Raw genomic sequence first — 26778 nt, forward strand, 5'->3', positions numbered from 1 at the left:
CCTCAATGGATAAAAATACACCCTCAAACCTACATGCCATACAGCTGTACCTAGCATTTATATAACTCATACCTATAAGCAAAGGCCTTTAAAGTCTTTTGAATTCTTGTCAAAAAACCTTACCATGCCGCCATTTTTACCATTATGAGTGTATAAGATGGAATGGCAAGGTTGGGCGGCATTGGCAATTACCCTTGGCGCGCTCGCAATATTAATCACCACGACTCTCGGTGCGCACTTAGTTATGATGGGCGCATTAGTGTTGCTCGGCGTACTCGGCATTTTAACCAGCAGCGAAGCATTAGCGGGCTTTAGCAATAGCGGCGTCATAACCGTAGCCGCTATGTTTGTAGTAGCCGCTGGTATTCATGGCTCTGGTGGTATCGACTTGTTGGTGAATAAAGTCTTGGGCAACCCTAAAACAGAGCGTAGTGCTCTAGCGCGCATTTTTGCCCCAGTTGTTCTGCTCAGTGGGTTTTTAAACAATACCCCGGTTGTTGCAACCATGATTCCTGCACTGCATGCATGGTCTCGTAAAATTGGCATACCCGCATCCAAGTTAATGATTCCACTAAGCTATAGCGCTATTTTAGGCGGCACACTCACGTTAATTGGTACCAGCACCAATTTAGTGGTTAACGGTCAATACCAAGCCATAACGGGTGAGGCCGGGTTTTCACTGTTTTCGATTACGCTTGTCGGTATACCGGTAACCATTGCTGGCATTATTTTTATGCTAATTTTTTTCCCTAAATGGCTACCCAGTCGCAACACGGGTAATGCGTTTGGGAATTTACGTGAATTCACCTTAGAAGTCGCTATAGACCCTAACGGCCCACTTGTTGGCAAAACAGTCGCGCAGGCAGGTTTACGTAATTTGGAGCGTGTTTATTTAGTCGAAATCGAGCGCGGCGGTACTATTGTGACAGCCACACCCTCAGAGGAGCGACTAAAAGCCAATGATCGGTTAGTATTTGCTGGAGACACTCAGGCTATATCGGACCTGCTGCGCATTCACGGTATTATTCCATCGCTCGAACAAGACACCTACCAATCACTCGCCACCGATCGCTCTGAGCGCTGCTTGGTAGAAGCGGTGGTATCGCCGCATTGTGCCGCTGTAGGCTACGCTATACGCGATGCGCAATTCCACGATCGCTATGGTGCAATTGTATTAGCGGTGGCACGCAACGGTGAGCGCTTACAGGGTAATCTCAGTAGCATTCGCTTAAAAGCCGGTGATACTTTATTACTCGAGTCGCGCCCTGCTTTTGTCAGTCGACAAAAATACAATAAAGACTTTTTACTGATTAATGATTTAGCCACTTTACAGCCCCGCCACGAAAAAGCCTACATCGCTTGGGGCATACTTGCAGTGATTGTCGCTGCGGCAGGTTTTGGTGTAACCAGTATGCTGTATGCCTCGCTGGTAGGCGCAGGTTTGATGCTGATGACCGGCTGCTGCTCGGTCAGTCAAGCCGAAAAAAGTATCGACTTTCAAGTTATTATTACCATTGCAGCATCCTTTGCCTTAGGCGCAGCGCTGCAAAAAACTGGCGTCGCCACTTTTTTAGCTCACCATCTTATTGAGGCTAGCCAAAATAATCCGCTACTTATGCTAATACTGGTTTATGTCTGCGTGTCTCTTCTAACCGAAATGATTACCAATAATGCCGCCGCTATTTTAATGCTGCCGATTGCCCTCGACTTAACCAGTCGCGCAGGGCTCAATCATGAACCTTTTATCTTTGCTATTATGATGGCTGCTTCAGCCAGCTTTGCCACACCGCTGGGCTATCAAACCAACCTCATGGTATATGGACCAGGCAATTATCGCTTCACCGATTTTATTAAAGTGGGTTTACCGATGAATATATTTGTGGGTGCCGTATCGCTCATCACTATCATCGCAATTTGGCCTTTATCATAATTTTTGTGCTAACACTCGCATCTACTTACTGGGCCCTTTCCGATCATCCAATTATGCGCTGATGTCTTTCATGTAGCGTTTGCGCTTATTCTCTTTAAGCTTGGTTAAATCAGCCATACAAAAGCCGTCGAGGCAATCGCCAAAATCAGGATCGACACTAAACGCCAATGCACTAAAGCCGCCAGGCTCATAAATAGCCATGTATTGCTTAAATAATACAGGCAATTTGAAGCCCTTTTTTGTAAATTCAGCCTGCATCACCGCAAGAGCTTGCTCGGCATTTTGGGTTAAAAATAACGCCTCGCATACTGCTATCGCCTCTGGGCTTAAGTGATAGGGTAAATGCGCAACCACCCAATCACGCCCCCCATCAAAGCCGTAGTAGCGCAAATAAAAATACACTAAAATATTCATGAGTTCGCGCGGGTAATCCGCACTCATGCTCACAGGCCCAAACAAATAGCGCGCAGGGTATCTAACTAAATAAGCGCCAATTCCCTGCCATAAATAATCTAGACTTGCCTTACCCCAATACTCGGGATTTACAAAACTACGACCCAATTCAATGCCATTTTTAAGGTAGTGTTCAAGCTCGGGCTTAAAGGTATAAAGCGATTGCGTATAAAACCCTTGGACACCATATTTATCCATAATTGTCCGACCTGGCGCTATGCGATAAGCACCCGCTATTTTCAAATTTTCACGATCCCATAAAACTAGATGCTGATAAATTTTATCGAATCGGTCAAGGTCACATTTAGCGCCCGTTCCTTCGCCCACACGCCTAAAGGCCACTTCACGTAACCGACCAATTTCACGCATAATAGTAGGACTTTGCTGATAAGCCACTAAATAAATGCAGTTGCCATCGCGTGTTGTACCGAGTAATTCGGCTTGTTTAAATTCTGTTTGCAGGTCAGCCCTTGGCTCTGGATGAGCAATAGTTTTCACTGTCAAAAAAGGCGATTTTTTATTTTTACCCAATTGATACACGTGTTTTTTTATACGCTTAACAAGCGTTTTATCACGTAATTTATCAGTCAATAGCGAAGTCGGCGCAATGAGCTCGCCCACACTGAAGCGCAAAGTGCGCGATTGCTGTTTAAACATCTCGCGGGGTAGTAAAGCGGTACCTAAAGATTTAAAAAACAAAGAGGCGCCATAAAATAACAAGGAATTTTTAGCCTGAATATGCACCGGTAAAATGGGCGCATGCGCCTTGCGAGCAAAATGCAAAAAGCCAGGCAGCCACGCACCATCTTTGACTCCAGAAGGACCTGCACGGCTAACAGCGCCCGCCGGAAACACAACAACCGCTTGTTCATGCTCTAGGGCATCGCGTACCTTCTTAAAGACATTAAACGCACTGCTACTGGCCATCTTATCAATAGGTATCATTAAATCATTGAGCGGCGCCATAACACTCAAGCGATCATTAGCGACGACCTTGACATCTTTACGCACCTCGCTAATTAACCGTAACAACGCTAAGCCATCAAGCGTGCCAATAGGGTGATTAGCAATCACCACAACGCGGCCTTCTGCTGGAATATGCGCCTTATCTTTTGCTGATACACTGTAACTAAAGTCAAAATAGTCAAAAACAGCATCAATAAAATCGATATTTTTTTTATCTTGATTGAGTATTAAAAAATTGTTGACCGCCTCTTGATAAGCCCATTTTTTTAATACACTAAAGGCTCTATTGCGCACCAACGCCGGCTGATGCGCAATAGCAGGGAAGCGAAGGCTTAGCGTTTGTTCTACATCAATCATAGGGCCACCCAATAAAAACAATGGCCTCAAGCCTAAACCTAAGACTTGACCGTTCTATGACATGCGTATTAAAAGGCTCAAAAGACTAGAAGCAACGCTCTTTGGCTCACAATCAGCCCAGCGCTGTAAATTGACGCAATCGGCAACCACTAAACCAGTACTGCCCCTTGCGATAACTGCGTTGCTTGCTTATCGAGTAACGCCTGATAGCTCGCATTAAAGGCATCCAATTGCCACCAACAGCCATCGAGCGCGGCAAAATGAATACGTGTTGCCAACGCTTGGCGTTGCCTATCACTACTGAAATACACCGCAAAGCTCGATGCTGGGCGTGACGACAAGTGCATAAACTCATCCTGCAGCCCCACAATCGCATCAACATTCACCCTTAGCTGTGGTGGCTTAAAGGCCGCTTTGACAACCGCCCCAAAAAAGGCAGCTGTTTTGATCGCCTCTTCTTTTGATTGAGCACTAGGAAACAAGGCAATCAAAGCACCATCAGTCAGTGAGGTTGTTGGCGCCGATGCCCATTGACCACCATATAAATTTAAAGCCATTTGCGCGACATCTAACCATTGGGTTTTCAGCTCCCCCACTCGGTCAGCACTGAGTGTTTTTTGCAGCTTTGTAAAATCGACAATTTGTAGCACAATTTGCGCTGTTGCCTTAACCACAAAAGCCTGCGCATTGGCCCCATTTTCAGGATCATTGACAGCCGCTAAACTGACCGGGTTTGCCTGTTGGCTTACCAGCTCTGGTGCTGGTGTTATTTGAGAGACTGTTTTAACACTTGTTAGCCCTGGGCTTCGTTCACCGCTTTCCTCGGTTTGTACCGGCTTGTCTTGCCATTCAAATACCCGGGCGTTAGCGTCAACTAAAGCCAAGCTTGCAACACATAGCGCTAAACTAATAGAGCCCCAGTAGGCCCACCACAGTGTTTCTGGGGCTCTAGGCTTATCGATATGCACACTGACATAACCGGCGACACTCTGCTGAAAACCAATTGCCGCTGAATAAGAATCAACCGTATTCATTTGGTGCGCCGAAGGGACAGTACCTGCCTGCACCAATAAGTTGTTTTCAACATCGTGAATAGTGGCAAATACGACCCTCGGACTCAAAACAACATCTTGTAAAACGACCTGCAAACTCACCAAGTCATGATTGAGCGTCGAGTCAATGGCAGACTTGGCGGTCATACTCGCTAAGCTCTCACCGTACATCTGCGCCCAGACTCGATTACCCTGCACGGTTTGCTGCCACGCAAAGCCACCCACTAATAATAGCGTTAACAGTACCCCTAAGGCTGCACAACACAGCGGCGGTAAACGGCTTGCGTGAAACTTTACTCTCATAAATGCTCTTTTTAACCTTTATAAGCCACCATAAACAGTGGCCTCAAGATGCATCAAGAGGTTTAAATACCCTCTTGATCGATTTTTTCGGCAGACATGGGCATGACCTGTATAATACCCATTTATTTTTCTTCGGGTAGTGAATCAGCCGTGCACGAACTCATTTTGATTACCATAGCTGGCGCTGACCGCCCAGCGGTTACTTCTGCCGTAACAGCCATTTTGGCCCGCCACCACGCTAATGTATTAGATATTGGTCAAGCGGTGATCCACGATACTTTATCACTGGGTTTACTGGTTGAATTTTCGGCCGAGCATGACTCATCCCCAGCGGTCAAAGAAATTGTTTACGCTATGTACAACATGTCAATGCAAGTTGGGTTTCAACCTATCACACTTGACAGCTATGCAGAGTGGGTAAGCCATCACGGTAAAAAACGGCATATCGTCACTTTATTGGCACGTCAAATCACTGCCGAGCAACTTTCATGCCTAACCAGTATTATGGCTGAGCAGGGCCTAAACATCGACAACATTAGTCGTCTTTCTGGACGAGTAGCCCTAAGCCTTGAAGAAAACACCAATAGCACCCTTGATTGTACGCCGACCAAGGCCTGTATTGAAATCTCTGCCCGTGGCGAGCCCGTTTCGCCCACCAAACTACGAGCAGCATTTACCGATATGGCTTCGCGGCTAGATGTCGACATCGCCTTTCAAGCCGATAGCATCTATCGCCGCACACGCCGTTTGGTTTGCTTTGATATGGACTCAACTCTGATCGAAGCCGAAGTAATCGATGAGCTGGCAAAAGCTCATGGTGTAGGCGATCAAGTCGCCATTATTACCGAGCAAGCTATGCGCGGTGAGATCGACTTTAATCAGAGCTTTGCCAAACGCATGGCGCTGCTCAAAGGTCTAGACGAGAGCGTACTCGAAAATATTGCCGCCAACCTACCCATTACCGAAGGCGCCGAACACTTACTCAAAACACTGAACCAACTGGGCTATAAAACCGCTATATTGTCGGGCGGCTTTAACTACTTTGGTCGTTACCTGCAAAAAAAGCTAGGTATTGACTATGTCTTTGCGAACGAGCTTGAAATCGAAAATCACCAAGTTACAGGTCGCGTGGTGGGCACCGTGGTCAATGGTGAACGCAAAGCCGAGCTACTCAAAGAGCTTGCGCAACAAGAAAATATCTCACTAGAGCAAGTGATTGCCGTGGGTGATGGGGCTAACGATCTACCCATGCTGAGCGTTGCAGGCTTAGGCATTGCCTTTCGCGCTAAACCATTGGTCAAAGCCAGCGCCAAGCAATCCATCTCAACACTAGGATTAGATGCTATTCTGTATTTAATGGGCTTTAGAGACCGTGAGATGGGGTTGTCGCATAGCGATAACTAGCGCACAGCAAGTACAATACCCAGCACCGCTCAGACCACCTGTTACATAGAGCGATGCTACAAAAATTAAAAAGGCCAAATCAATCCACGTTGATTTGGCCTTTTGAGTTTACATACTTTAGGCAAAACTTTATTGCAATGCAGTCTTGCCTATCCTTGGTTATACAGTAGCTGGATCACCATCACCAGCGGCTTTATCAGCGGCTCTTTCGGCTAATTTTTCAGCTAATTTTTCAGCGCTCACCAAGCTTAGCAACGTCCAACCGGGCTCTAATTTCAAGTCGCCACCGGCAACAAAAAGATGTAAACGCCCCTTCGGTGTCAACGCAAATAAAGGCGTCACCTGCCCCTCGCCTTGCGCTAAATATTGCTCAATACCAAATTCCTCTGTTAGCTTTGTTTTACGTATTTCCGCACCGCGACTAAGCAAGCTTGCTAACTTGCCATAGGTCATATCATTATCGAACAGCGTATGCCCGCGGTGATCGGCAGATATTTGATGCTTTTCAGTCGATTGACTGTCACTGCTACTTTTTAGCGTATAAAGCTCTTCTTTACCAAACTCCGAGCGATAGCGCATGCTCGCAACGACGTTCAGCTCGCGCTGAGGCGACAAACATAATAAGCGACCAATACCCACAAGCTCTAGCTTTCTATCGGCATACTCAGAAACCGGATTCCCATAAAACGTATCCAACCCTTCCATCCGCGCAGCACTGATATTATCCCAGCTCGAATCAGTCAGCAGTACGCGATAATCTAAATCGCGCAAAGTTTTAGCAATGGTGCGCGCCACACTATTTGCACCAATAATTAAGTAGCCTGTTGGTGCAGACTCTGCCACCCCCAAACCCTTAGCGACAGCACGCGCGGTTAAGCTTTGTAGCAATACCGTGCCGATAATAATACTAAAAGTAATCGGCACTAATAACTCGGCCTGTGCAACACCCGCATCCTCTAATCTTAACGCGAAAATCGCCGATACCGCAGCGGCTACAATGCCCCGTGGTGCAATCCAAGCCAATAGCGCGCGCTCGCGCCAAGTCAGTGGTGTTTTAATGGTCGCCACCAACACTGACAATGGCCGTGCAACAAACTGCAAGACCAACAACAAGAGTAAGACAGGTAAACCAAGAGATAGCATTTGCTCGGGTTCGATCCGCGCCGCCAATAAAATAAACAAACCACTGATTAAAACAATAGTGAGGTTTTCTTTAAAGTTAAGAATCTCTTCAATATGAATACCCCGAGTGTTAGCAAGCCACATTCCCATTACCGTGACCGCCAATAACCCAGACTCATGCGCCAAGGCATTAGAACCCGTAAACACGGCAAATACAAAAGTGAGTGTTGCCAAGTTAAGTAAATATTCAGGCAGTAAGTGCTTACGCAAAACCAAACCTAAAATATAGCCACCCAAGCCACCTAAGAACAACCCCCAAAAAATAACGCGACAAAACAGCCACAAGCTATGAGTAATGGCGTGACCTTCACTCGCGGTCACAATAAACTCAAAAACAACTACCGCAAACAGCGCACCAATAGGGTCAATCACAATGCCTTCCCAGCGCAAAATACCCGCTACCTGAGCATTAGGCCTTACTGTTCGCAATAAAGGCACAATAACCGTAGGCCCCGTCACCACCGTGATTGCACCTAATAAAATGCTAATTCCCCAGTCAGCAGCAAATAAATAATGCACTGCCGCACTGACCACCAGCCAGCTCGCTAGCGCACCTAAAGTCACCAACCGGTGCACAACTGTGCCTAGCTTTTTGAGTTCTTCAAAGCGTAGCGTTAAGCTGCCCTCAAACAAAATTACCGCCACACTTAACGAAATCAAAGGAAAGAGCAGCTCACCAAAAATAGCATCGGGCTCTAACACGCCAAACCCTGGGCCTAATAAAATACCCGCTATCAACAAAAATAAAATAGCGGGTATTTTGCTATACCACGCCATCCACTGAGAAGTAAGCGCAACCACGGCGATCATCGCCAGCACTAGGGGTGTCGACATAAAGACTTCCTAAAAATAAAAGCGATATTAACTACTTAGCCCAGTAATTGCACTTAACAACCAGCGAATAACCCATAAAAGATGGAATCTAACGGTTTTGCATATAAGATTCGGCGCGAATGCGCCGACCCGTTTCGTAGTCACCGGTACCGCACACGCTCTGACTGTTCACTGTATATAAGCTCACATCACCCGTATCACTGACCAACATTGAGCAGCCCACAGTGACACGACACCCTGCCATACCCTCGCCCGACAAGGTCAGTACATCACCGGTCATAGCGGCACAAGATGCATCCGAAGCCGCACGCGTATCAACACCATAATGCAATTTATGCATTGCCGTTTGTACCCCTACATCGGCGGCAAATAACGCCTGAGCATTTAACGCCATTAAAATAGCTGATGAACGTGAGCCGGCAACCATTTGCCCCATTGCCACACCCAAAGTCGCCGCTGCTACCACAATAAATAAAGCCAATGGTATTAAAAACCCAGCCTGCTGACGCCGCAAACCTGGCGACTTCAAACGTACAGGCAGTATTGCGCCATTAGCACTCACACCAAGACTAAGATGCACTTTGATCACACGCCTCCAACTAAGGAACATTGCGCACCAACACCCTACCGGTCAAGGTAATTTGCTCACCGCGGTCACTAAAGACCAATGCCACTTCAAGCGCACTATTACGATCCTCGCTACCTAGCGATAGCTCAAACGCTGGCGAGCCAGCAGCCACCCCCGTTGACATTAACACCTCCTGACCTCCAGGCGAGCCGTCAGTCAGAGTCGCCACCGATAACCCATAGTCTTGATAGCGCACCAGTTTATCGCCCCCCACACAAAAGCGCTTAGGGTCAGCAGCAATGAGCAATCGATGATTGAGCGAATTACGAATAAAACTATGCGCCGCACTAAACACCGCTTGAGTATAAGGCTCAACCCCAAAATCACCCGCCGTTACTCGCGCAGCAGGTGACGAGACACGATAGATCTCGGATGTGGATAACGGAGACACCAGCACATGTTTAGGCACTGCTGCGCCCAGTGAAAAACTCATTGTAGACACGGCAGATGCTGGCGCCATACCGTTGGCCGAATCAGGCACCTGAGCATGATAAAAAGCGCCACCTAGCAAGGGTAAAAACTCTACACAAGCCCCGCTGGCGCTCACCCTCAACGAATTGGGCACAGACATTCGCAATTGTCGGGTGAGCTGTTCCAATGCCACCGACCCCTTCAATACCAGCTCAGAGCGTATTTGCGCCTTTTGATACTGCTCTATAACACTCGTAATAAAACCTGCACCTAGCACCGATGTTATCGCCAAAATAACGATTACCGCAATTAACTCCACCAATGTGAAGCCTTGCGGCGATCGAGCTTTTATATGCGAGCGTTGCGACCAAGCAGCAAGCGCCAGTCTTTTCGCAGGCCGATCTGCATATTCAGCCAAACCGATCATTAATAGTTTACCTTGTAAGCGGCTAGGCTCACACGATGACCATCGGGCATACTGACGGTTACCGTGATCTTTCTGGCCATATTGACAGATAACCCCAAATCATCGCCTGCCTCAACCACCGAAACCACAATAGGAAATGCGGTCGCGCTGTTATCGATATAACCGTCAAAATCACCCACATCATCATAAGCCGAGTCAGCCACAATCCCAGAGCAAGCCACACCGTCAGCAGAGCCGCAAGCGGGAATACCGCCGGCGGGTGTATTTTCATCGAAGCGCCGCGCTAACACCTCATCTAACGTAGCACGCGCCAGCTCAATGGCCCGCACCCGAATAACAGGGTCAACACTATTAACAATGGCCTGCCCATACACCTGCATAACAGCAACAAAAGCCAAATTGACAACCACGATAAAAACAATCACCTCTATAAGAGTGACGCCCGCTTGATAAGCCCGATAGATAAAACTGGGAGCTCCAGGGCGCCCTTTAGACCTTTGCCCAGTCGCCTTACCCCCCCCTCTCCCATGCATCATTGCGCATACCCCGACTCACTGACGGTCACAGCCACTGTTTTTGAGCCACGCGTTAGTGTGAGCGAGGCCGCCGGCACCTCGCCTAGCGCACTGTAATTCAGTGTATGCGAAGAGACAGAAACGCCACCGGCAAAATCTAACGGGTACTGAACCGCCCCAAACCGGATGCTTTCTGCTGCACTAAACACACCATCGGCATCGGCATCAACTCGCACATCCACAGAGCGCCCCAGAGTAATAACCCGTACCGCCAAGGGACTATAGAGTGCTTTTTGCTGCGCATAAAAAAGCGCGGTAACCAGCTGGTCCCGCGCCGCTTGCAACTCAAATAAAGAGCTAGGCATTAGTCGAATTGTTGCTGTTACCGTAATAACAGCAATAATCACCATAACAGCAATAAGCTCAATTAACGTAAATCCTTTTTGCCACCGAGCCTGCACCGTGCCTCTCATGTAACACTCACCCACCTCTAATCAGTTAATGGTTAATAACTATTAGATTAATTCTAGTGCAATTGCAGTATTAAGCACGCTCAACACCTTATTAGCACTACAGTTATGGATCAGTACCACCGGTTGTCCCAATAACAACAAAGGGGGCTGTTTTAGGGTTGGGGGCAGGACCAGAAAGCGTACACTCAACCGTTGCACCTACCGCAACAGCCAGTGCGGCTACTGTGTAACCTGTTGGCAAAGAGCCATTTTGCAGTAGTATTCCCGCCTCGCTGCAATTAGCTATATTATAAAAAGGGTCACTGGCATTAGTGGTTAAGCCAGCAGCAACCGCAACCGCAACCGCATGATTAAGCGCAGAGGCACTTTCTAGGCTTCCTGCTACACCGTTGACTGCCGCTTGAGCCGCTTCATCCTGTAAATTGACAAATCGTGGCACCGCGGTGGCCGCCAAAATCCCTAAAATAACAATCACTGCTATTAGCTCAATCAATGTAAAACCTGACTGCATTTTATTACTACTCATATCTTTAAAACCAACTCGCTGCTGAACCATGAATTTATCTCCAAAGTAAATCGTAAAACGCGCTCAATAAGCCCATTTAACTGGGTGACAATTTTTCGCGAATACCTTACATCTCAGAAGACGCTTATAGTCGTCGCTGTGCATCACCGCGTACCACCACAAGCTCATTCAAGGTAAAGCTCAATAAAATCGTCAGCCTAGGCATCATCCTGATAGCGCCACGCTCAACTTCCCTTTAATTCAAGCTTAGTCGCAATTTGGAACACGCCAAGTTAGTACAAAACGGAATGAGAGAAGTACCGTAAAATCTGTAAGATGAAAAAAATGGAATATCGGTAGAAAAACTCAATAGCAGTTATTAATAAGAACAAGAAGCAGCAAAAAATTAAATTAACACTCTTTATACCTCTAAAAAAAAGCAATGCATAACTAATTAGAGCCCAATAATAATAAAATAAAAGCTATTGGTTATATCACGCCCATAGAATACAGAACGATAAATGGGGTAGCCTAGAGAATAAATGGAGTAGCGCAGAGAATAAACAGAACGACCTAGAGAATAAATAGAAGGGTACAGCACAGAAATAACAAGGATATTTTAACTTTCAGCTTGAAATGTACATACACACTGAAGCCTTACAGTGTGCTGGCATTTAAGGCAGCAAGATTTAATCAGTCGGTCAACAGTGTCAGATTTAATAAAGCGCGTACAGCATAGCGCAGGTGAACACCGTAGGGTTTTTATACAAATAAGGCTTATTTAGACAGCTAGCCAGTAAAAAAAGTATTTAGTACTGTAGCATTTGGAATATTGAGTAGGCGAGTTTCCATAATATAGGAAATGGCGGAGAGGGAGGGATTCGAACCCTCGATACCGGATTAGGGTATACTCCCTTAGCAGGGGAGCGCCTTCGGCCACTCGGCCACCTCTCCGCGAACCTATTACTGTTAAATAATAGAATCCATGCTAAGTCGTAGCAACTACTTCATTTAACAACCACCTAATATATAAACATTACTATAAGTCTTTATTAATCAGGCAGTTAAGTAACGCTTTGTTCTTAACAATGGCGCGCATCATATCAACTTTTTTGCAAAAATCAAACGTTAACAAACAATAATTATACTTTTTTTAAATTAGCGGATAAATAGAGCGTTATTTATACAAATGGAGAGCTAAATGTATGCATTTAGCTCTCTAATATACAAAAAACCCCACCTAGTGACCTAGGCGGGGTTTTACAAAAAACAGCAGTCTAAACAGCTCGTTGTTAGCGCTTAGCTATTGCCAGGCTCAATCGGTTGAGCTTGCATGGCTTTTTCGCGCTGAATACGCTGATAAATTTCTTCTCGATGTACGGCAATTTCTTTTGGCGCATTCACACCAATGCGCACCTGATTACCTTTTACACCTAATACAGTTACGGTAACGTCGTCACCTACCATAAGTGTTTCACCGATTCGACGGGTTAAAATTAACATGTTATTTCTCCTTTTATTCATCCTGTGAGAGATTGCTAGCATTTATGGCTTGGTAGCTAACGCGGCATTACTTGCGACCCATTATGTTTTTAGTATAGGGTAGATCATTTTTTGATCAATTATTATTTGGATCGCATTCCAACCACCCCGAAGGGAATTACAGCCGCCCATCCTAATAGCGCTTTATAAGCATAGACGAACCACTGCAAATGCACAGATTACTCAGTATCTAAGCCAAATGCTGAGTGCAAACTACGAACCGCTAACTCAAGGTACTTTTCCTCGATAACAACAGATATTTTAATTTCTGATGTTGTAATTAGCTGGATATTAATATTTTCTGCGGCTAGAGCATTAAACATTGTCGAGGCAACGCCTGCATGAGAGCGCATGCCGACCCCCACAACCGACACCTTCACCACTGTGGCATCACCTATCACTTCACGAGCATTCAGCTCTTTAGCCACTTGCTCGAGCACGGCTTGCGCTTTGGCTAGGTCATTGCGATGAACAGTAAAGGTTATATCATTGGTGCTGTCAGCAGCCATATTTTGAACGATAACATCGACTTCGATATTGGCCTCGCCAATAGGCGCTAATACCTTGGAGGCCACGCCTGGTGAGTCAGGGACACCGCGAATAGAGAGCTTAGCTTCGTCGCGGTTAAAGGCAATGCCAGAAACAACCGGTTGTTCCATATCTGAAAGATCCTCATCAATAGTAATCAAAGTACCAGGGCCGTCTTCAAAGCTCGACAATACTCGTAAAGGGACTTGGTATTTACCCGCAAACTCAACAGAGCGAATCTGTAAGATTTTGGAGCCTAAACTGGCCATTTCAAGCATTTCTTCAAAGGTAATACGGTCTAATCGGCGGGCCTTATCGGCTACACGAGGGTCAGTAGTATATACGCCATCGACATCGGTGTAGATTTGGCACTCATCGGCCTTTAGTGCGGCCGCCAAAGCAACACCTGTCGTATCAGAGCCACCACGTCCAAGTGTTGTGATATTACCTGCCTCATCAACCCCCTGAAAACCGGCCACTACCACCACGCGCCCCAAGTTCAAATCGGCACGCATATTGGCGTCATCAATCGATTTAATACGTGCTTTGGTGTGCGCGTCATCAGTCAATATACGCACTTGACCGCCCGTATAAGAGCGAGCATCTTGACCGCGCTCTTTCAGTGCCATGCACAACAACGCAATAGTCACTTGCTCACCGGTCGACACCAGTACGTCGAGTTCACGAGCATCCGGCGTTTGTTGCATTTGATTTGCCAAACCCAATAAACGATTGGTTTCGCCGCTCATCGCTGAAACAACGACAACAATGTCGTGACCGGCTTTACGAAAACCTATCACTTTGTCGGCCACCGCCTGAATACGCTCGACCGTACCGACCGAAGTACCGCCGTATTTTTGAACAATTAAGCCCATTGATTCACCACACCTTTCAATAATGATTACTTTTTGATGCTACGCCTCTAACAAAAGCGCTTTTAAAAACACCTTTATAAATCACAACGTCAGCAGCTCATCATATGCAAAAAATACAATACTTAAACACTCCAAGAGACTTAAGTGCCGCGCCCGCTTTTAACGGACAAAAAAACGCGCCAATTAAACACCAATTGGCGACAATTGTTAACATTTAATTACAATTAAAGGGTTTCTTATTCTTTATTTATGTTTTAGCCGTATTTTGCTACCGACTAGCCACCCAATCAACCACTTGAGCTAAAGCCTCATCCAACAAAGTGTTTACTGGGCAAGCTCCGCGCGCCATATCGGGCCGACCACCGCCTTTACCGCCTGTTTTTTGCGCAAATTCACGCATTAAATCACCCGCTTTATACTTTTTAGACTCAGCTTTAGTCACCCCCGCAATAACACTGGCCTTATCTCCATCAACGTTTACCAATAAAACAACGGCAGCGCCTAACTTATTTTTAAGCTGATCTACGGCATCCAATTGAGCATTCGCATCGAGGCCTTCAACGCGCTTGGCGAGCACCTTAATACCGTTAACCTCTACAGCTTCAGCCACCCACTCGGCGGCGGCAAAGCCGGCTAACTTGGCTTTTAAACCACCCACCTCTTTAAGCAGCTCTTTATTTTGCTGCATTAAAACGCTGAGCTTTTCGGCCAACTGCTCGGGCGAAGCCTTCATTTGACTGGCAATATTCGCCATCAGCGCAGCGGTATTATTGATCACTTGCAAGGCCTGCTCACCGGTTACAGCCTCAATCCGACGTACCCCTGCAGCGGTGCCCGCCTCGCTAACAATCTTAAATAAGCCAATATCACCAGTGCGCTGCGCATGAATACCGCCACACAGCTCCATCGAGAATTCATCGGCGCCCATTGTTAATACTCGCACACTGTCGCCGTATTTTTCACCAAATAACGCCATAGCCCCTTTTGCCTTAGCTTCATCCATAGTGCACAAGTCGGTTTTCACCTCGGTATTGGCGCGTATTTGAGCATTGACCATCGCTTCAACTTCCGCTATTTGCGCGGTAGTCATTGCTTCAAAATGCGCAAAATCAAACCGTAAACGCTGGCTATCAACCAGTGAACCTTTTTGGCTCACATGCTCGCCCAACACTTTTCGCAGCGCAGCGTGCACTAAGTGTGTCGCCGAGTGATTAAGAGCCGTTGCGGCACGCACATGAGCATCCACCTGGGCAAGCGCAAGATCACCCACTGTAAGCGTACCTGCTTGCAATACACCGATATGTAAAAAATGATCGCCAGCCTTGCGGCAGTCATGCACCTCAAAACAAGCATCACCAACGCGTAAATAGCCCGTATCCCCTACCTGTCCACCCGAATTAGCATAAAACGGCGTGGCCTCAAGCACCACACTGAGCTTTTGCCCGGCTGTTGCTATCTTTTGCTGCTCGCCGTCAATAACCAAAGCGATAATCTCGGAGCGCGCCTCGAGAGTGTCGTAGCCTTTAAAGTCGGTTTTACCCTCTAGCGTTAACGTTTTAGTGTAATCTAACTGAAATTGGTTGCCCGCTGCACCTGCACGCTGAGCGGCCATAAGCGTTTCGTACGCTGTAATATCAATTGTTAAATCGCGCTCGCGGGCGATATCATTGGTGAGATCAACGGGGAAACCAAACGTATCGTGAAGCTTAAAAACTAAGTCCCCAGGAATGACTGCACTATTTAGCTTTGCCAGCTGCTCTTCGAGAATTTTCATTCCCTTATCGAGTGTTTTAGAAAACTGCTCTTCTTCAGTGCGCAAGACCTTTTCGATTTGCGCTTGCTTTTGATTCAACTCGGGGTAAGCCTGCCCCATTTGCTCCACTAATGCTGGTACTAAATCGGCAAAGAATAACCCTTTTTGCCCTAGTTTGTGACCATGACGAATAGCCCGACGCACAATACGACGCAGCACATAACCGCGGCCTTCATTAGAAGGAATGACACCATCAGAAACCAAGAAGGCGCACGAGCGGATATGGTCGGCAATAACGCGTAGCGACTTGTGCTGTAAGTCATTTACCGCGCACGCTTTCGCGGCCGCCTTAATAAGCGCTTGAAATAAGTCAATTTCGTAGTTCGTATGAACGCCTTGCATAATGGCTGAGATACGCTCGAGCCCCATACCCGTATCGACAGATGGTTTAGGTAAAGGCATCAATTCACCGCTGGCCTGACGCTCATACTGCATGAATACTAGGTTCCAGATTTCTATATAGCGGTCTAAATCGTCATTTTCGCTACCCGGTGGGCCACCCGGCACATCAGCGCCATGATCATAAAAAATTTCGGAGCTGGGGCCACAAGGACCGGTATCACCCATTTGCCAAAAATTATCCTCGTCTAAACGCGAAAAGCGCTCGGGACTAACGCCGACTTCTTTTTGCCAAATATCGGCGGCTTCATCATCGCTAATATGAACGGTAATCCAGAGCTTTTCGGCCGGAAGCTGCATGACTTGGGTGAGGAATTCCCAAGCAAAAAAGATAGCATCACGCTTAAAGTAATCACCAAAGCTAAAATTGCCCAGCATTTCAAAAAAAGTATGGTGGCGCGCGGTATACCCTACGTTTTCAAGATCATTATGCTTACCGCCAGCACGCACACAGCGTTGCGAGCTGGTGGCACGACTGTAAGTGCGCTTTTCGGCGCCCAAAAAAACATCTTTAAATTGGTTCATACCCGCATTAGTAAAGAGCAATGTAGGGTCGTTTTCGGGGACCAGAGAACTACTGGGTACAATTTGATGGCCTTTACTGGCGAAAAAGTCTAAAAACGCCTTGCGAATATCAGAACTCTGCATGAATTAAGTCTCGTAAAATCATTAGCGGTGAACTTGCCTTTAGCAACTGATTGAGCATTAATAGCCTTAAATCGTGGCGCTAGGCCAGTCTAGGTCCATATCAATAACAACAAAAAACAGTAGTCCATCGGCAAAAAAGACTTAGTATAAGGCCTTGCACACCATTTGGCACTCATCAAGCAAGCGGCTTAATGAATAGATTGTATCTATTAACCCTCTTACTCACTTGCTTTACCCGTCTGCGCAGAGACTCACTCTGAGCGAGCTTTTACAGCAGCTTATTTAGTGGTTGAGCTACCCCCAAGGTCAAACGGCATTTTTATGAACGAGCCTCAGTTTAGTATCGCTGATTGAGTGATCGTATGCCGTACAGTCATTATGGTCCTGCCTTACGCCTTAGTACTCGCGACTACAAGTTTATCGGAGTCACCTTTTTATCTACCTTAACAAGCGCGGTAGAATCGCTCACCGCTCTAGCGATCTAGCCTTGCTATTGGCCTTTATTCCTTCAGAACCTCTATGACGATAAAGGCCGATCAGCGATACAGTCATCTATCGCTATAGCTCATCAAGCCCCTAACTTGGGGCAAAAAAAAACGCTACACCCAAAAGGCATAGCGTTTTTTGCGTAAGCGCTGAGCTTTAACGCTTTTTCTTATCATTGTAAGGCACTAAAGAAACACCCCCCACATTAGCGGCATAGGCGGCATCGGCAATGCCTACATAGATTTCAGCACTTGAGTCTTCATGTGCACGTACAACAACGCTCGACTCAGGGCTTTCGGCTTTCTTTTGTGCAACAAGTGAACGAACAGCACGCAAATCAACACGGCGACCATCAATAGTAATATCGTTTTGTGCGCTAACCACAATCAAAATACTCTCGGGAGAGTCAGGATTTGGGGGTTGCTCGGCTTGATTTGGATCAGGCACGTTAACATTAATAGTTTGCTCTTTAACGAACGAAGCCGTTACGATAAAGAAGATAAGCATGATGAACACAACGTCCAACATGGGGGTTAAATCGATGTCTGCCTTATCGGCATCTTCCTGGCGATTACGCTTTCTACGACTCACAATACCGTCTCCACAGAAGCCTAGATGCGGGATGATCAAAGATCTCTCGCTTTTTTATCTGACTACTTTAATCTCGCTAAATGTTTTGTGACTTAACAGGGTTAGCTCATAGAGCGACCTCATTAAGCCTGCGTATTGGGATAATAGCGCATTACGCTTACACTCCCCCTCGAGCGACCCATTCTACATGAAGTTTTTATGCTTGTGGATGATTTTCTAAAGGCAAAAAATTAACCAAATAGCATCAATTGCTCTGAGGGCTGATCCTGCACGTTACCTTGCATCAACCTAACACCGAAGCCGAGCAACCTAATCTTTTGCGCCGAACGCGCAACAGCTTGCTCTAACAGCAACCCAAAAACTTCAATACTGACACTATGTGCGCTGCGCTCAAGGGTGGTAACGGTAAAATCGGCAAACTTCACCTTCACAAATAACTTATGCACCGCCTTCGCAGCTTCGCACTTGCGTATGCGCTCTTTGAGCGCCTGCAGTAGCGGCTCTATATGTTGAGCACAACCTTGTGCATTGAAATCTTCAGCATAGGTATGCTCTACGCTAATAGACTTTCGTGTGCGACTCTTTTGTACTTCGCGCTCATCAATACCGTACGAGCGCTCATATAAAAGCTCACCAAAGCGACCAAAGCGATCAAGTAATACCGCTTTACCCGCTGCTCGTAAATCAGCACAGGTATACAACCCCATTTGCTCTAGCTTATGGGCGGTTACTTTACCCACGCCATTGAGTTTTTTGACTGGCAAGGCACAGCTAAAGGCATCATTTTGCTCAGGCGTAATCACTGTGATGCCATCTGGCTTTTGCCAATCACTCGCCACTTTAGCTAAGAATTTGTTATTTGCAACGCCTGCGGAAACCGTAATGCCCACTTCACAAGCAATACGCGCGCGAATCTCTTGTGCAATTAAAGTTGCACTACCGGCACAAGCGCTTGCCTGACTCACATCCAAAAAAGCTTCATCCAAAGACAGCGGCTCAATAAGGTCGGTATAGTCAGCAAAAATCGCCTGCATCGATTGCGAAGCCTGACGGTACACGTCAAAACGCGCGGGCAATAAATGCAAGTGAGGACACAAGCGCAAGGCATAAGCTGTTGCCATGGCGCTATGCACACCAAAGCTTCGCGCAGGGTAATTACAAGTAGCAATAACACCCCGCCGGCGGGCACTGCCGCCAACGGCAATCGGAACATGCGTTAACGCCGTATTATCGCGCATTTCTAAAGCGGCAAAAAAGCAATCTGCATCAATATGAATAATTTTACGCATTGACAGCCCCAAAAACTGTATTGATAAACAGTATTTTAATGGGCAGCTTTATTCCCGTCGAGGCATTATTTTAAGCTCTGCGATTGCCTCACTATTTAACTGACACAATGCACTGTATTTTAGAGGCTGACCATCGACAGCGACTGAGTCAAATTGCCACTCATAGCGCTCAGGCTCTCCATCACCTGCCGTTAAAGCCGTATCATTAAGCCATCGCACTTGCTTCATCATTTTAACTTGTGCCATCAGAAGCTCATAGCAGACTATTTCTGATGAAGGCCTCGGCACCAAAGATTGAAACGTCACCCCATCAATCACTTCGCTATAGGTTTTACCCGAGGCTTGCTTACACAAAAAACGATAAATAGCATGTTTAGGCTCACTTTGGCGTAAATCTAAGCTCCCGCGCTTAATTTCATAACAGCGCGGTTGCGCCAAAGCAACCTTTGCAGCGCGCAACAAAGGCAGATGATATTTTTGATACCTCCTTGGTAGCCACAACTTATCTTCGTTAAGGGGGACTTTTGTGACATGCTGGTTTTGAGCCTCTTCAAGATGAGTGACTACTGGTGAGCTTACAGTATTATCTTTTTGCTGCGTCACAACGGGCTCGGCACAAACGCTGCAGCTCATGATAAAAGCCGCTATCACACACATCATATATAGCCAAGCTACACGCCAATACTCTGTCATTAGCTGTGAATGCATGCATTGAAGAAATTTTATTACAGCTTTAACGTATGGCATCAACCTCTCCCGTTAGCATGGTATGGACAATAAACCCCATTAATCGATATTATTGATTAAAATCGGCTGCGTAACTATCACCCGCTTAGCGGTGCGCAAACGCTTAAATTTAATCTGGACGGGTAAATCGAGGTAAGCCAATAGCGTAAGCACTTCGCCAATAAATAACACCGTTGTCATAAATAAGGCGACGCGCTGCCACTCATCTAAGTGAGGAAACACACCATCAGACTCAGCAGTAGTCATGAGGCTATCACCCATTAAGCAGCCAGCCAAAACGCAACCAAAGACCATCGTTTTATCGGCAGGATTAAATCCAGTAGCAAGTGCTGACCAAAACTTAGCGCTAGATCGTCAAAAGTCATAATTTCATCAGCCATAGGTTGCTCTCAATAAAACGTATCTACTATAGTTTTTAGTCGCCAATTTCATTTTATTGACGCCAATCAGTGAATACCAACACTGACACACCAAAAGCTATACCGTCAAAACCTTAATTTAAGCATAGCTAAAAATAGCAAGCACACAGAGATGTAGCGATAGCCAAACTATAAAACAGCTATAGGCCAGCCATAAACATAGAGTGATAATACAAGCGACTTAAATTAAAAATAAAAATGTGATACATTTATCGCAAAAAAAATGCATTATGGTATCTAGTCAATAAGTAACTTGCAGATAGGTGAATAGAGAACTTGCGCAGCCTTAAACTTTATGGCATTACTGTCAGCATGATTTACTAGGCACAGCGCATAATAAATATTTTATACAGCCATAATAAAATACAACAATGAGATAGCCATGCAGACTCTCAACTTAATCCCCCAAAGGTTTACACGTGTTTGTGACTTTATTTTACACAGGCATTGCACAAAATTACGCTTACGCATAAAACCGTATGGTATTTTTACATACGCGACTCGCCCTCTATTGATTGCATGTTATTTATTTGTCAGTGCACTATTTGCTAACACCTCTAGTGCAGCGCTAAACCTTAACGGCGCCGCCTTGCACAGTGAATTAGGCAAAGATCAATTTATCGCTGGGTTGTATGTTGAGGACTTAAGTAAAGATTCAAAAGAGATTCTACTATCAAACCAGCGCAAGCGTATGGAAATAAAAGTACTGGCTAGGCGTTTACTATCGCGTAAATTTCAAAGGCAATGGATTGAAGGCGTTGCTATTAATGCCGGCAATAGTGATCTGTCAAAGCACGCGCAGAATTTAGCCGATTTTAGCAATATGCTAAAAATTAAGTTGATTAAGAACGACACGCTCACCATTGAACGCACGTTTAGGCGAGGTGTCATTGTGAGTATTAATGGTGTGACTCTTGGTGTTATTAAAGATAACAGCTTTTTTGATTTACTATTACGATCGTGGATTGGACCTGTGCCTTTATCTTCTAATTTTAAAAAGGCATTATTACAAGCCGGTAGTATCGAGTCAGAAACATTAGCGCGCTTTAACGGTGTACGCACAACCAATGAGCGTGTTAGCAGCCTAACTGAAGCCTTAGTATCGAAAGAAAATACTACAGCAACTACAAATAACACACTAAAAGTCACTACAACTACAACTACAACTACAACTACAAACAAAACTACAAACAAAACTACAACAGCCACACCTACAACACCTTCTATAGCCGAAGCGCCTGCAGCTGTAGCAACAACTTCTGCGGTCATAAAAAATACTGCCACCATTACAGACATAATAACGGATGCTGTAGATACAAGCGACACACAAGAAGTGCTAGAGCGCAATAATAGCAGTGAGGCACTTCAGGATACCCTCGTCGATAAAGAAATATTCGATAATGACACGCTGGTCGCCACCTCAAATAAAGAAGAGGCTAAGCTTACCGCTGATAATTCGAGCCAGATGATTGGTAATGATATTTTTGATAATGAAGGTGATGACTTTTCTTATACCGCTGCTGATTTGCTATCTCGTCAACTCTATATTTCTAAGCTCACCAAATGGACCGGTAAAACAACTAAATATCCTAACTCTGCTTTACGTAAAAGCGAGCAAGGTACCGTAAGAATGACCGTTACCATTGATCGAAAAGGAAAAGTCATTGATCAAGCAATTACTGAGACTAGCGGAGTCAAGTCACTTGATAGAGCCGCGCAAAAGGCCATCAGAGGCGCCAGCCCCTATCCGGCAGTGCCCGAGACAATTACGGGTGATAGCTTTATATTCACCGTGCCTATTGTGTTTGCCTTAAGAGCTCAATAATCAAAATCGAATAGCTTAGAAGCCATAGCGATAAAGCACTGAAAACCTGATAAGCTCAAAGCCCTTTAGTGTAATAACGCATACTGTAGGGTTTTGATGAACAACCTCAGCATAAATGAATAAACACTATCACTCGTTGCAAGATACCCTGAATAGACCAGTTACAAAAAAGGCCATGAAGATTCAATTCATGGCCTTTTTAGATTCAATGATTGCCTTTAAGCTATGGCTAAGAAGCTTGTACTAAAATCCAGCCACCCACTGCTCACCGCAACGCTTACGCTTACCGCCTAAAGCCATTGACACAGAATCTGAATATCTGAGCGCACCAACTTTATCAACTTCGACCTCTGCTTTTATGACATCTGGATGAGCCATAACAATTTCTAAAATTTCATAGGTCATACGCTCAAGCAAAGCAAAGCGCTGATCCTCTATATGCGTAATAATTGCCTTGCAAATTGTGCGGTAATTTAGGGCATCAGCGATAATATTACTTTCCACCGCTGCTTGAGCTTGGCAATGGATCACAGCATTAATAATCACATCTTGGCGATTATTAATCTCCTCTTCTTTAATGCCAATATAAGTCCGTAGACGTAAATTTTTAATCCGAATAATCGCTGGTATATTCATGGTTTATCCCGCCAAAAATTCTGCACGTGTTGTAGCATTAGCCTTAAAGGTACCACCTAATGCTGTTGTTCGCGTAATAGAATTAGAGTCCATCACGCCGCGCGCTTTTACACAGTAATGTGTTGCGTTAATCGTAACAGCTACGTTATCGGTCTCTAATAGAGCTTGCAAAGCGACTAAGATCTGCTGCGTTAAGCGCTCTTGAACCTGTGGTCGCTGAGCAAAAAAACGCACTAAGCGGTTAATTTTAGACAACCCAATTATTTTACCTGCCGGTAAATAAGCGATTTTGGCAAAGCCGTCAATAGTGACAAAATGGTGTTCGCATGTACTGGTCAGGCCAATATCGCTCACCATAACCATCTCATCGGTACCCATTTTATTATCAATCACGGTTATTTTAGGAAAGTTGTGATAATCAAGGCCGCTGAATATTTCATTGATATACATCTTTGCAATGCGGTGTGGCGTCTCACTCAAGCTATCGTCCGTAAGGTCTAGACCTAAAGTTTCAGTCACTTGGGTAAACAGTGCTTTTAGCTTTTCTTGTTTTTGCTCTGTACTTAAATGGTTGGGCTTAAGAGGCGTTTCTAAACCTTTTGCCTCTAGCGCTGCGCGCACCGTTTTTGCTTCTTGCAACATTCTTTATAACCTTAAGGAGTTGAGTAACAGCCGAATATACGCACACAATTCTAAGAGCGATGATCAAGGTCACCACATTTTGAGCGCGCGCGTCAGATCAAACGGCATCAATAACAAAATTGTACCGCTAAACGCCACTAAAACCGACCTTTGAAAGCACTGCACTTCCAAAGACCTGCTGCAAACAGCCAAGCATCAGCCCACAATATACACCATTACTCTGTGCTGCGACCTGCAGCCCCTTTAAAATTAGAGTTATCACAAGCTTAATAGTAAGTATTTACATACCCCCAAACAAAAGAATAACTTAACCACTCAGCCAAACTGAAAAATACCGCCTGATAGAGTGCTGATGGATTATTTTCTGAGTATATAAGCACCGAGAGTGCTTATAGGTACGTAAGGTATTTATCGAATCGTGCTGGATGAGCTATTATTTGTCATCTTCATCATCAAAATCAAAATCATCTAAATTAATTTCACCGCTAAATGCGCCTTTTTCAGCGTCAGTCGTCTTGTTAAGTGGCGTCGCTTCCGGCTCATCTAGCTCATCAATCAAGTTAGATATCGCATCGTCAAGCTCATCTTCTGCTAAATCAAGCCCTTGAGCCTTAAGCATCGCTTGAGCCATATCCTCCTCAGGCTCCTCAGGTATGCCAGCCTCTACTGCTGCGGCTGTATCAAATAGCTCATCAACGCTTTGCGTTTCAACATCAGGCTCGCCTAATGCCTCGGGCTCTTTGGATAACTGCCCCTCTACTTCGCCATCAGGCTCCGATGCTGCGCTGCCATCTAAGGCTGATAGGTCAAAGTCAAAGTCTTCGTCCACTCGCGATGTATCGTCAACGGCCGCTTGGTCTGTATTTTCACTTGTCTCTGGATTTTCATCAAAATTCAAATCAGGTTCTAAATCTTCCATAGGAGGAATCTCATCCTCAAGGTCTTGCATCTGCATTGGGCCAGCATCGCCATTATCTTCTTGTGGTTCGGGACTGGGCTCCTTAGACGCTGAAGATTCTTCAGGCTGTAAAGTGGGCTCTTCTTTAATATCAGAGGTTGAGCGCAGCATTTTTTTAAAGGCAAAAAAACCACCGATAAGCAGGAGTAAGTTCCCAATTCCTAATGCGGTATAAAGTACCCATGGCGCGCCATCGTCCGCCGCACTCTCCTTGGGGTCAATATTCCTAGCATCATCTTCGCCGTTGGCCTCACGCGACTGAGTATCTTCTTGCTCTGGTTCAGTCGACGCTTCAGAAGACATCGTCTCAACATCACTTTGCTCTTCTAATAATAATGATTCAAAATCAGCACTTGGCGCATAATTAAACGATAAATCATCGATAATATACTCAAATTCGTCACCGTTGTTGTCTATACCGGCAATACGTATAACAAGCTTATGCACACCACTTTGCTCTGGAATAATCGCATAAGTCCACTCTTCTGTAGCATTGAGCTTTAATGGTAATACATGCTTGCGCCGATCAGGCGTCGATAATGTTAGTGCAATTTGAGTATTTTTAACACGAATATGCTCAGCGTTTTTACGGACAAAAAGCACAAATTGCATCTGACTGTTATCGTTATAACCCTTGATTAGATCCGCCGTAAACGGCATATTAATCTTAAGCTGATGAGAAAACTTACGCTTAAAACTCTTGCCGTCGAGTTTAACACTCACCAAATAATCACCCGGCTCAACAAACCCTTTAATTTTAGTACTAAAAATACCTCGCTTAGGCGAGTTTTGAGTATCAAAGGTATATTGCCAACTAGGTGTAGCGCTCGCTTTAAGTCCACTTGCCGCTTCGATCGTCAATAACTTTAAAAAATCAGCCCGCGAAACTACTTGGTTATTTTCTTGCAAAGCCAGCTGAAGGTCTAATTCACTACCCACAGGCGCCTGCAAGGGCAAAGGCTTAACTCGTAAGTTAAGATCACTCACTACGGTAATGCGACTACCTTTTGCGAGTGCCCCCTTTACCTCCCACTCACCCTCTAAAGGTCGCGTAATAGTGACTAGATCATAATTATCGGTATGGTGCCAAGCAATATCTTTATCTAAATCTCCTTCATTAATTACCGTATCGTCTGGGCCAACTAAGCTAATAATCTCTTGCGAGCTATCTCGAAACATTAAAGCGGTAAACTCCTCAATAGATGAGTCAACCACAAAGCGATTGCCCGCCAATGGCAGTTGCTGCGAAGGCGAAGCAGCATCAAAAGCTTTTAAAAAAGCAGGCATTAAATCATCAGCTGTTTTAGCAACACCGGCATGCCCACCTGTTGCCAATGATAATTTATTCATCAGGTGAGTGTCGGCATTATCAGAAAGCGCTACAGTATGTACGCTAAAGCCTTGCTTTTTAAGCACTGGAATAATTTCATCAACAATACGGCGCCACTCTTTTTCATTCACCGAGGGGTCTTTATCGATATCAACCATGCCATCGGTTAACAGAATAATATGCGCATTTTTTTGAGAAGCAGGACTCACTTGCGATGCCTTTTCTAAGGCCCCACCAATATTAGTATATAACCCCACAGAATTAATATTCTTAGCTCGCTCCGTGGCCATTTCGCGCCATCGCTGATCAACCGTTCCAAATGGCACCAACATATTGACTTCTTTACCAAATGCCCAAACACCCGCATGACTACCATCAGGCAGTAGTTCCATCAACATCTCAACCGCAGGTTGACGCAAATTTTGAGGGTCGTTGCGCTTCATACTACCGGAAATATCAATCACTAATCGTACATCGGCTTCATTATCAGCAATACTAGGTGTTGATAATAAAAGTGACGATATAACAAGCAGCAATATCATAAGCATCGTCAATAACGCACTACAGATACCATGTACTCTCTCTCTGCTCTGTATTTGCCATCTGCCCA

General features: G+C 45.4%; 21 protein-coding genes and 1 tRNA gene. 3 read left to right on the plus strand and 19 right to left on the minus strand.

The window, feature by feature from the left end; all coding sequences use genetic code 11:
* Window positions 1-157: 157 nt before the first annotated feature.
* On the plus strand, window positions 158-1930 hold the full coding sequence (locus AC438_RS07045; RefSeq protein ID WP_053980545.1) for an SLC13 family permease: 1773 nt from the start codon (window positions 158-160) through the stop codon (window positions 1928-1930).
* Window positions 1931-1981: 51 nt separating this feature from the next.
* Here AC438_RS07045 and olsF read toward each other — a convergent pair whose 3' ends face one another.
* Both olsF and AC438_RS07055 read right to left on the minus strand, forming a co-directional pair.
* Complete coding sequence (gene olsF / locus AC438_RS07050) at window positions 1982-3706, minus strand: bifunctional ornithine lipid synthase OlsF (RefSeq protein ID WP_053980613.1); 1725 nt, start codon at window positions 3704-3706, stop codon at window positions 1982-1984.
* A 149-nt stretch (window positions 3707-3855) separates the two neighbouring features.
* Complete coding sequence (locus AC438_RS07055) at window positions 3856-5061, minus strand: hypothetical protein (RefSeq protein WP_053980546.1); 1206 nt, start codon at window positions 5059-5061, stop codon at window positions 3856-3858.
* Between the two features lie 150 nt (window positions 5062-5211).
* On the opposite strand from AC438_RS07055, the gene serB reads away from it, so the two are divergent.
* Complete coding sequence (gene serB, locus AC438_RS07060) at window positions 5212-6465, plus strand: phosphoserine phosphatase SerB (RefSeq protein WP_274377608.1); 1254 nt, start codon at window positions 5212-5214, stop codon at window positions 6463-6465.
* 159 nt (window positions 6466-6624) lie between these two features.
* Here the strand turns inward: serB and AC438_RS07065 are convergent, their stop codons facing one another.
* The 14 genes from AC438_RS07065 to AC438_RS07130 form a co-directional block, all read right to left on the minus strand.
* Window positions 6625-8481 (minus strand): cation:proton antiporter, encoded by a 1857-nt coding sequence (locus tag AC438_RS07065; protein WP_053980547.1) that lies wholly within the window; start codon window positions 8479-8481, stop codon window positions 6625-6627.
* An 88-nt stretch (window positions 8482-8569) separates the two neighbouring features.
* On the minus strand, window positions 8570-9070 hold the full coding sequence (locus tag AC438_RS07070) for a hypothetical protein (RefSeq protein ID WP_156317020.1): 501 nt from the start codon (window positions 9068-9070) through the stop codon (window positions 8570-8572).
* Between the two features lie 10 nt (window positions 9071-9080).
* Entirely contained in the window at window positions 9081-9947 is an 867-nt protein-coding gene (locus AC438_RS07075) for a PulJ/GspJ family protein (RefSeq protein WP_053980549.1), read from the minus strand.
* Window positions 9947-10483, minus strand: coding sequence for a type II secretion system protein (locus AC438_RS07080; protein ID WP_238376342.1), 537 nt, complete (start codon window positions 10481-10483; stop codon window positions 9947-9949). The genes AC438_RS07075 and AC438_RS07080 overlap by 1 nt, the downstream gene beginning before the upstream one ends.
* Window positions 10480-10935 carry a type II secretion system protein gene (locus tag AC438_RS07085; protein WP_053980550.1) on the minus strand — a complete coding sequence of 152 codons (456 nt, stop codon included), beginning with the start codon at window positions 10933-10935 and terminating at the stop codon, window positions 10480-10482. Before AC438_RS07085 ends, AC438_RS07080 begins: the two co-directional genes overlap by 4 nt.
* 103 nt (window positions 10936-11038) lie before the next feature.
* A complete protein-coding gene (locus AC438_RS07090) occupies window positions 11039-11491 on the minus strand; it encodes a type II secretion system protein (RefSeq protein ID WP_172676742.1) in 453 nt (150 codons plus the stop codon).
* An 812-nt stretch (window positions 11492-12303) separates the two neighbouring features.
* A tRNA-Ser gene (locus AC438_RS07095) sits at window positions 12304-12394 on the minus strand.
* A gap of 345 nt (window positions 12395-12739) precedes the next feature.
* On the minus strand, window positions 12740-12943 hold the full coding sequence (csrA, locus tag AC438_RS07100; RefSeq protein ID WP_053980551.1) for a carbon storage regulator CsrA: 204 nt from the start codon (window positions 12941-12943) through the stop codon (window positions 12740-12742).
* A gap of 218 nt (window positions 12944-13161) precedes the next feature.
* Complete coding sequence (locus AC438_RS07105) at window positions 13162-14385, minus strand: aspartate kinase (RefSeq protein WP_053980552.1); 1224 nt, start codon at window positions 14383-14385, stop codon at window positions 13162-13164.
* 268 nt (window positions 14386-14653) lie between these two features.
* Complete coding sequence (gene alaS / locus AC438_RS07110) at window positions 14654-17245, minus strand: alanine--tRNA ligase (protein WP_053980553.1); 2592 nt, start codon at window positions 17243-17245, stop codon at window positions 14654-14656.
* Between the two features lie 642 nt (window positions 17246-17887).
* On the minus strand, window positions 17888-18322 hold the full coding sequence (locus AC438_RS07115; RefSeq protein WP_053980554.1) for an ExbD/TolR family protein: 435 nt from the start codon (window positions 18320-18322) through the stop codon (window positions 17888-17890).
* A gap of 230 nt (window positions 18323-18552) precedes the next feature.
* Window positions 18553-19611 (minus strand): DNA polymerase IV, encoded by a 1059-nt coding sequence (gene dinB, locus AC438_RS07120; protein ID WP_053980555.1) that lies wholly within the window; start codon window positions 19609-19611, stop codon window positions 18553-18555.
* Between the two features lie 48 nt (window positions 19612-19659).
* Entirely contained in the window at window positions 19660-20244 is a 585-nt protein-coding gene (locus tag AC438_RS07125) for a hypothetical protein (protein ID WP_156317021.1), read from the minus strand.
* A 153-nt stretch (window positions 20245-20397) separates the two neighbouring features.
* On the minus strand, window positions 20398-20604 hold the full coding sequence (locus tag AC438_RS07130; protein WP_156317022.1) for a hypothetical protein: 207 nt from the start codon (window positions 20602-20604) through the stop codon (window positions 20398-20400).
* Between the two features lie 555 nt (window positions 20605-21159).
* Here AC438_RS07130 and AC438_RS07135 point away from each other — a divergent pair.
* Complete coding sequence (locus AC438_RS07135; RefSeq protein WP_053980558.1) at window positions 21160-22602, plus strand: TonB family protein; 1443 nt, start codon at window positions 21160-21162, stop codon at window positions 22600-22602.
* Window positions 22603-22845: 243 nt separating this feature from the next.
* Here AC438_RS07135 and folX read toward each other — a convergent pair whose 3' ends face one another.
* The 3 genes from folX to AC438_RS07150 form a co-directional block, all read right to left on the minus strand.
* Window positions 22846-23238: a dihydroneopterin triphosphate 2'-epimerase gene (folX, locus tag AC438_RS07140; protein ID WP_053980559.1), complete on the minus strand. Its 393-nt coding sequence runs from the start codon at window positions 23236-23238 to the stop codon at window positions 22846-22848.
* A 3-nt stretch (window positions 23239-23241) separates the two neighbouring features.
* Complete coding sequence (gene folE / locus AC438_RS07145; protein ID WP_053980560.1) at window positions 23242-23880, minus strand: GTP cyclohydrolase I FolE; 639 nt, start codon at window positions 23878-23880, stop codon at window positions 23242-23244.
* Window positions 23881-24313: 433 nt separating this feature from the next.
* Window positions 24314-26710, minus strand: a complete 2397-nt coding sequence (locus AC438_RS07150; protein ID WP_162230701.1) for a VWA domain-containing protein — start codon at window positions 26708-26710, stop codon at window positions 24314-24316.
* Window positions 26711-26778 lie beyond the last annotated feature (68 nt).

It is taken from the genome of Marinagarivorans algicola (assembly GCF_001292705.1).
Taxonomy (GTDB): domain Bacteria; phylum Pseudomonadota; class Gammaproteobacteria; order Pseudomonadales; family Cellvibrionaceae; genus Marinagarivorans; species Marinagarivorans algicola.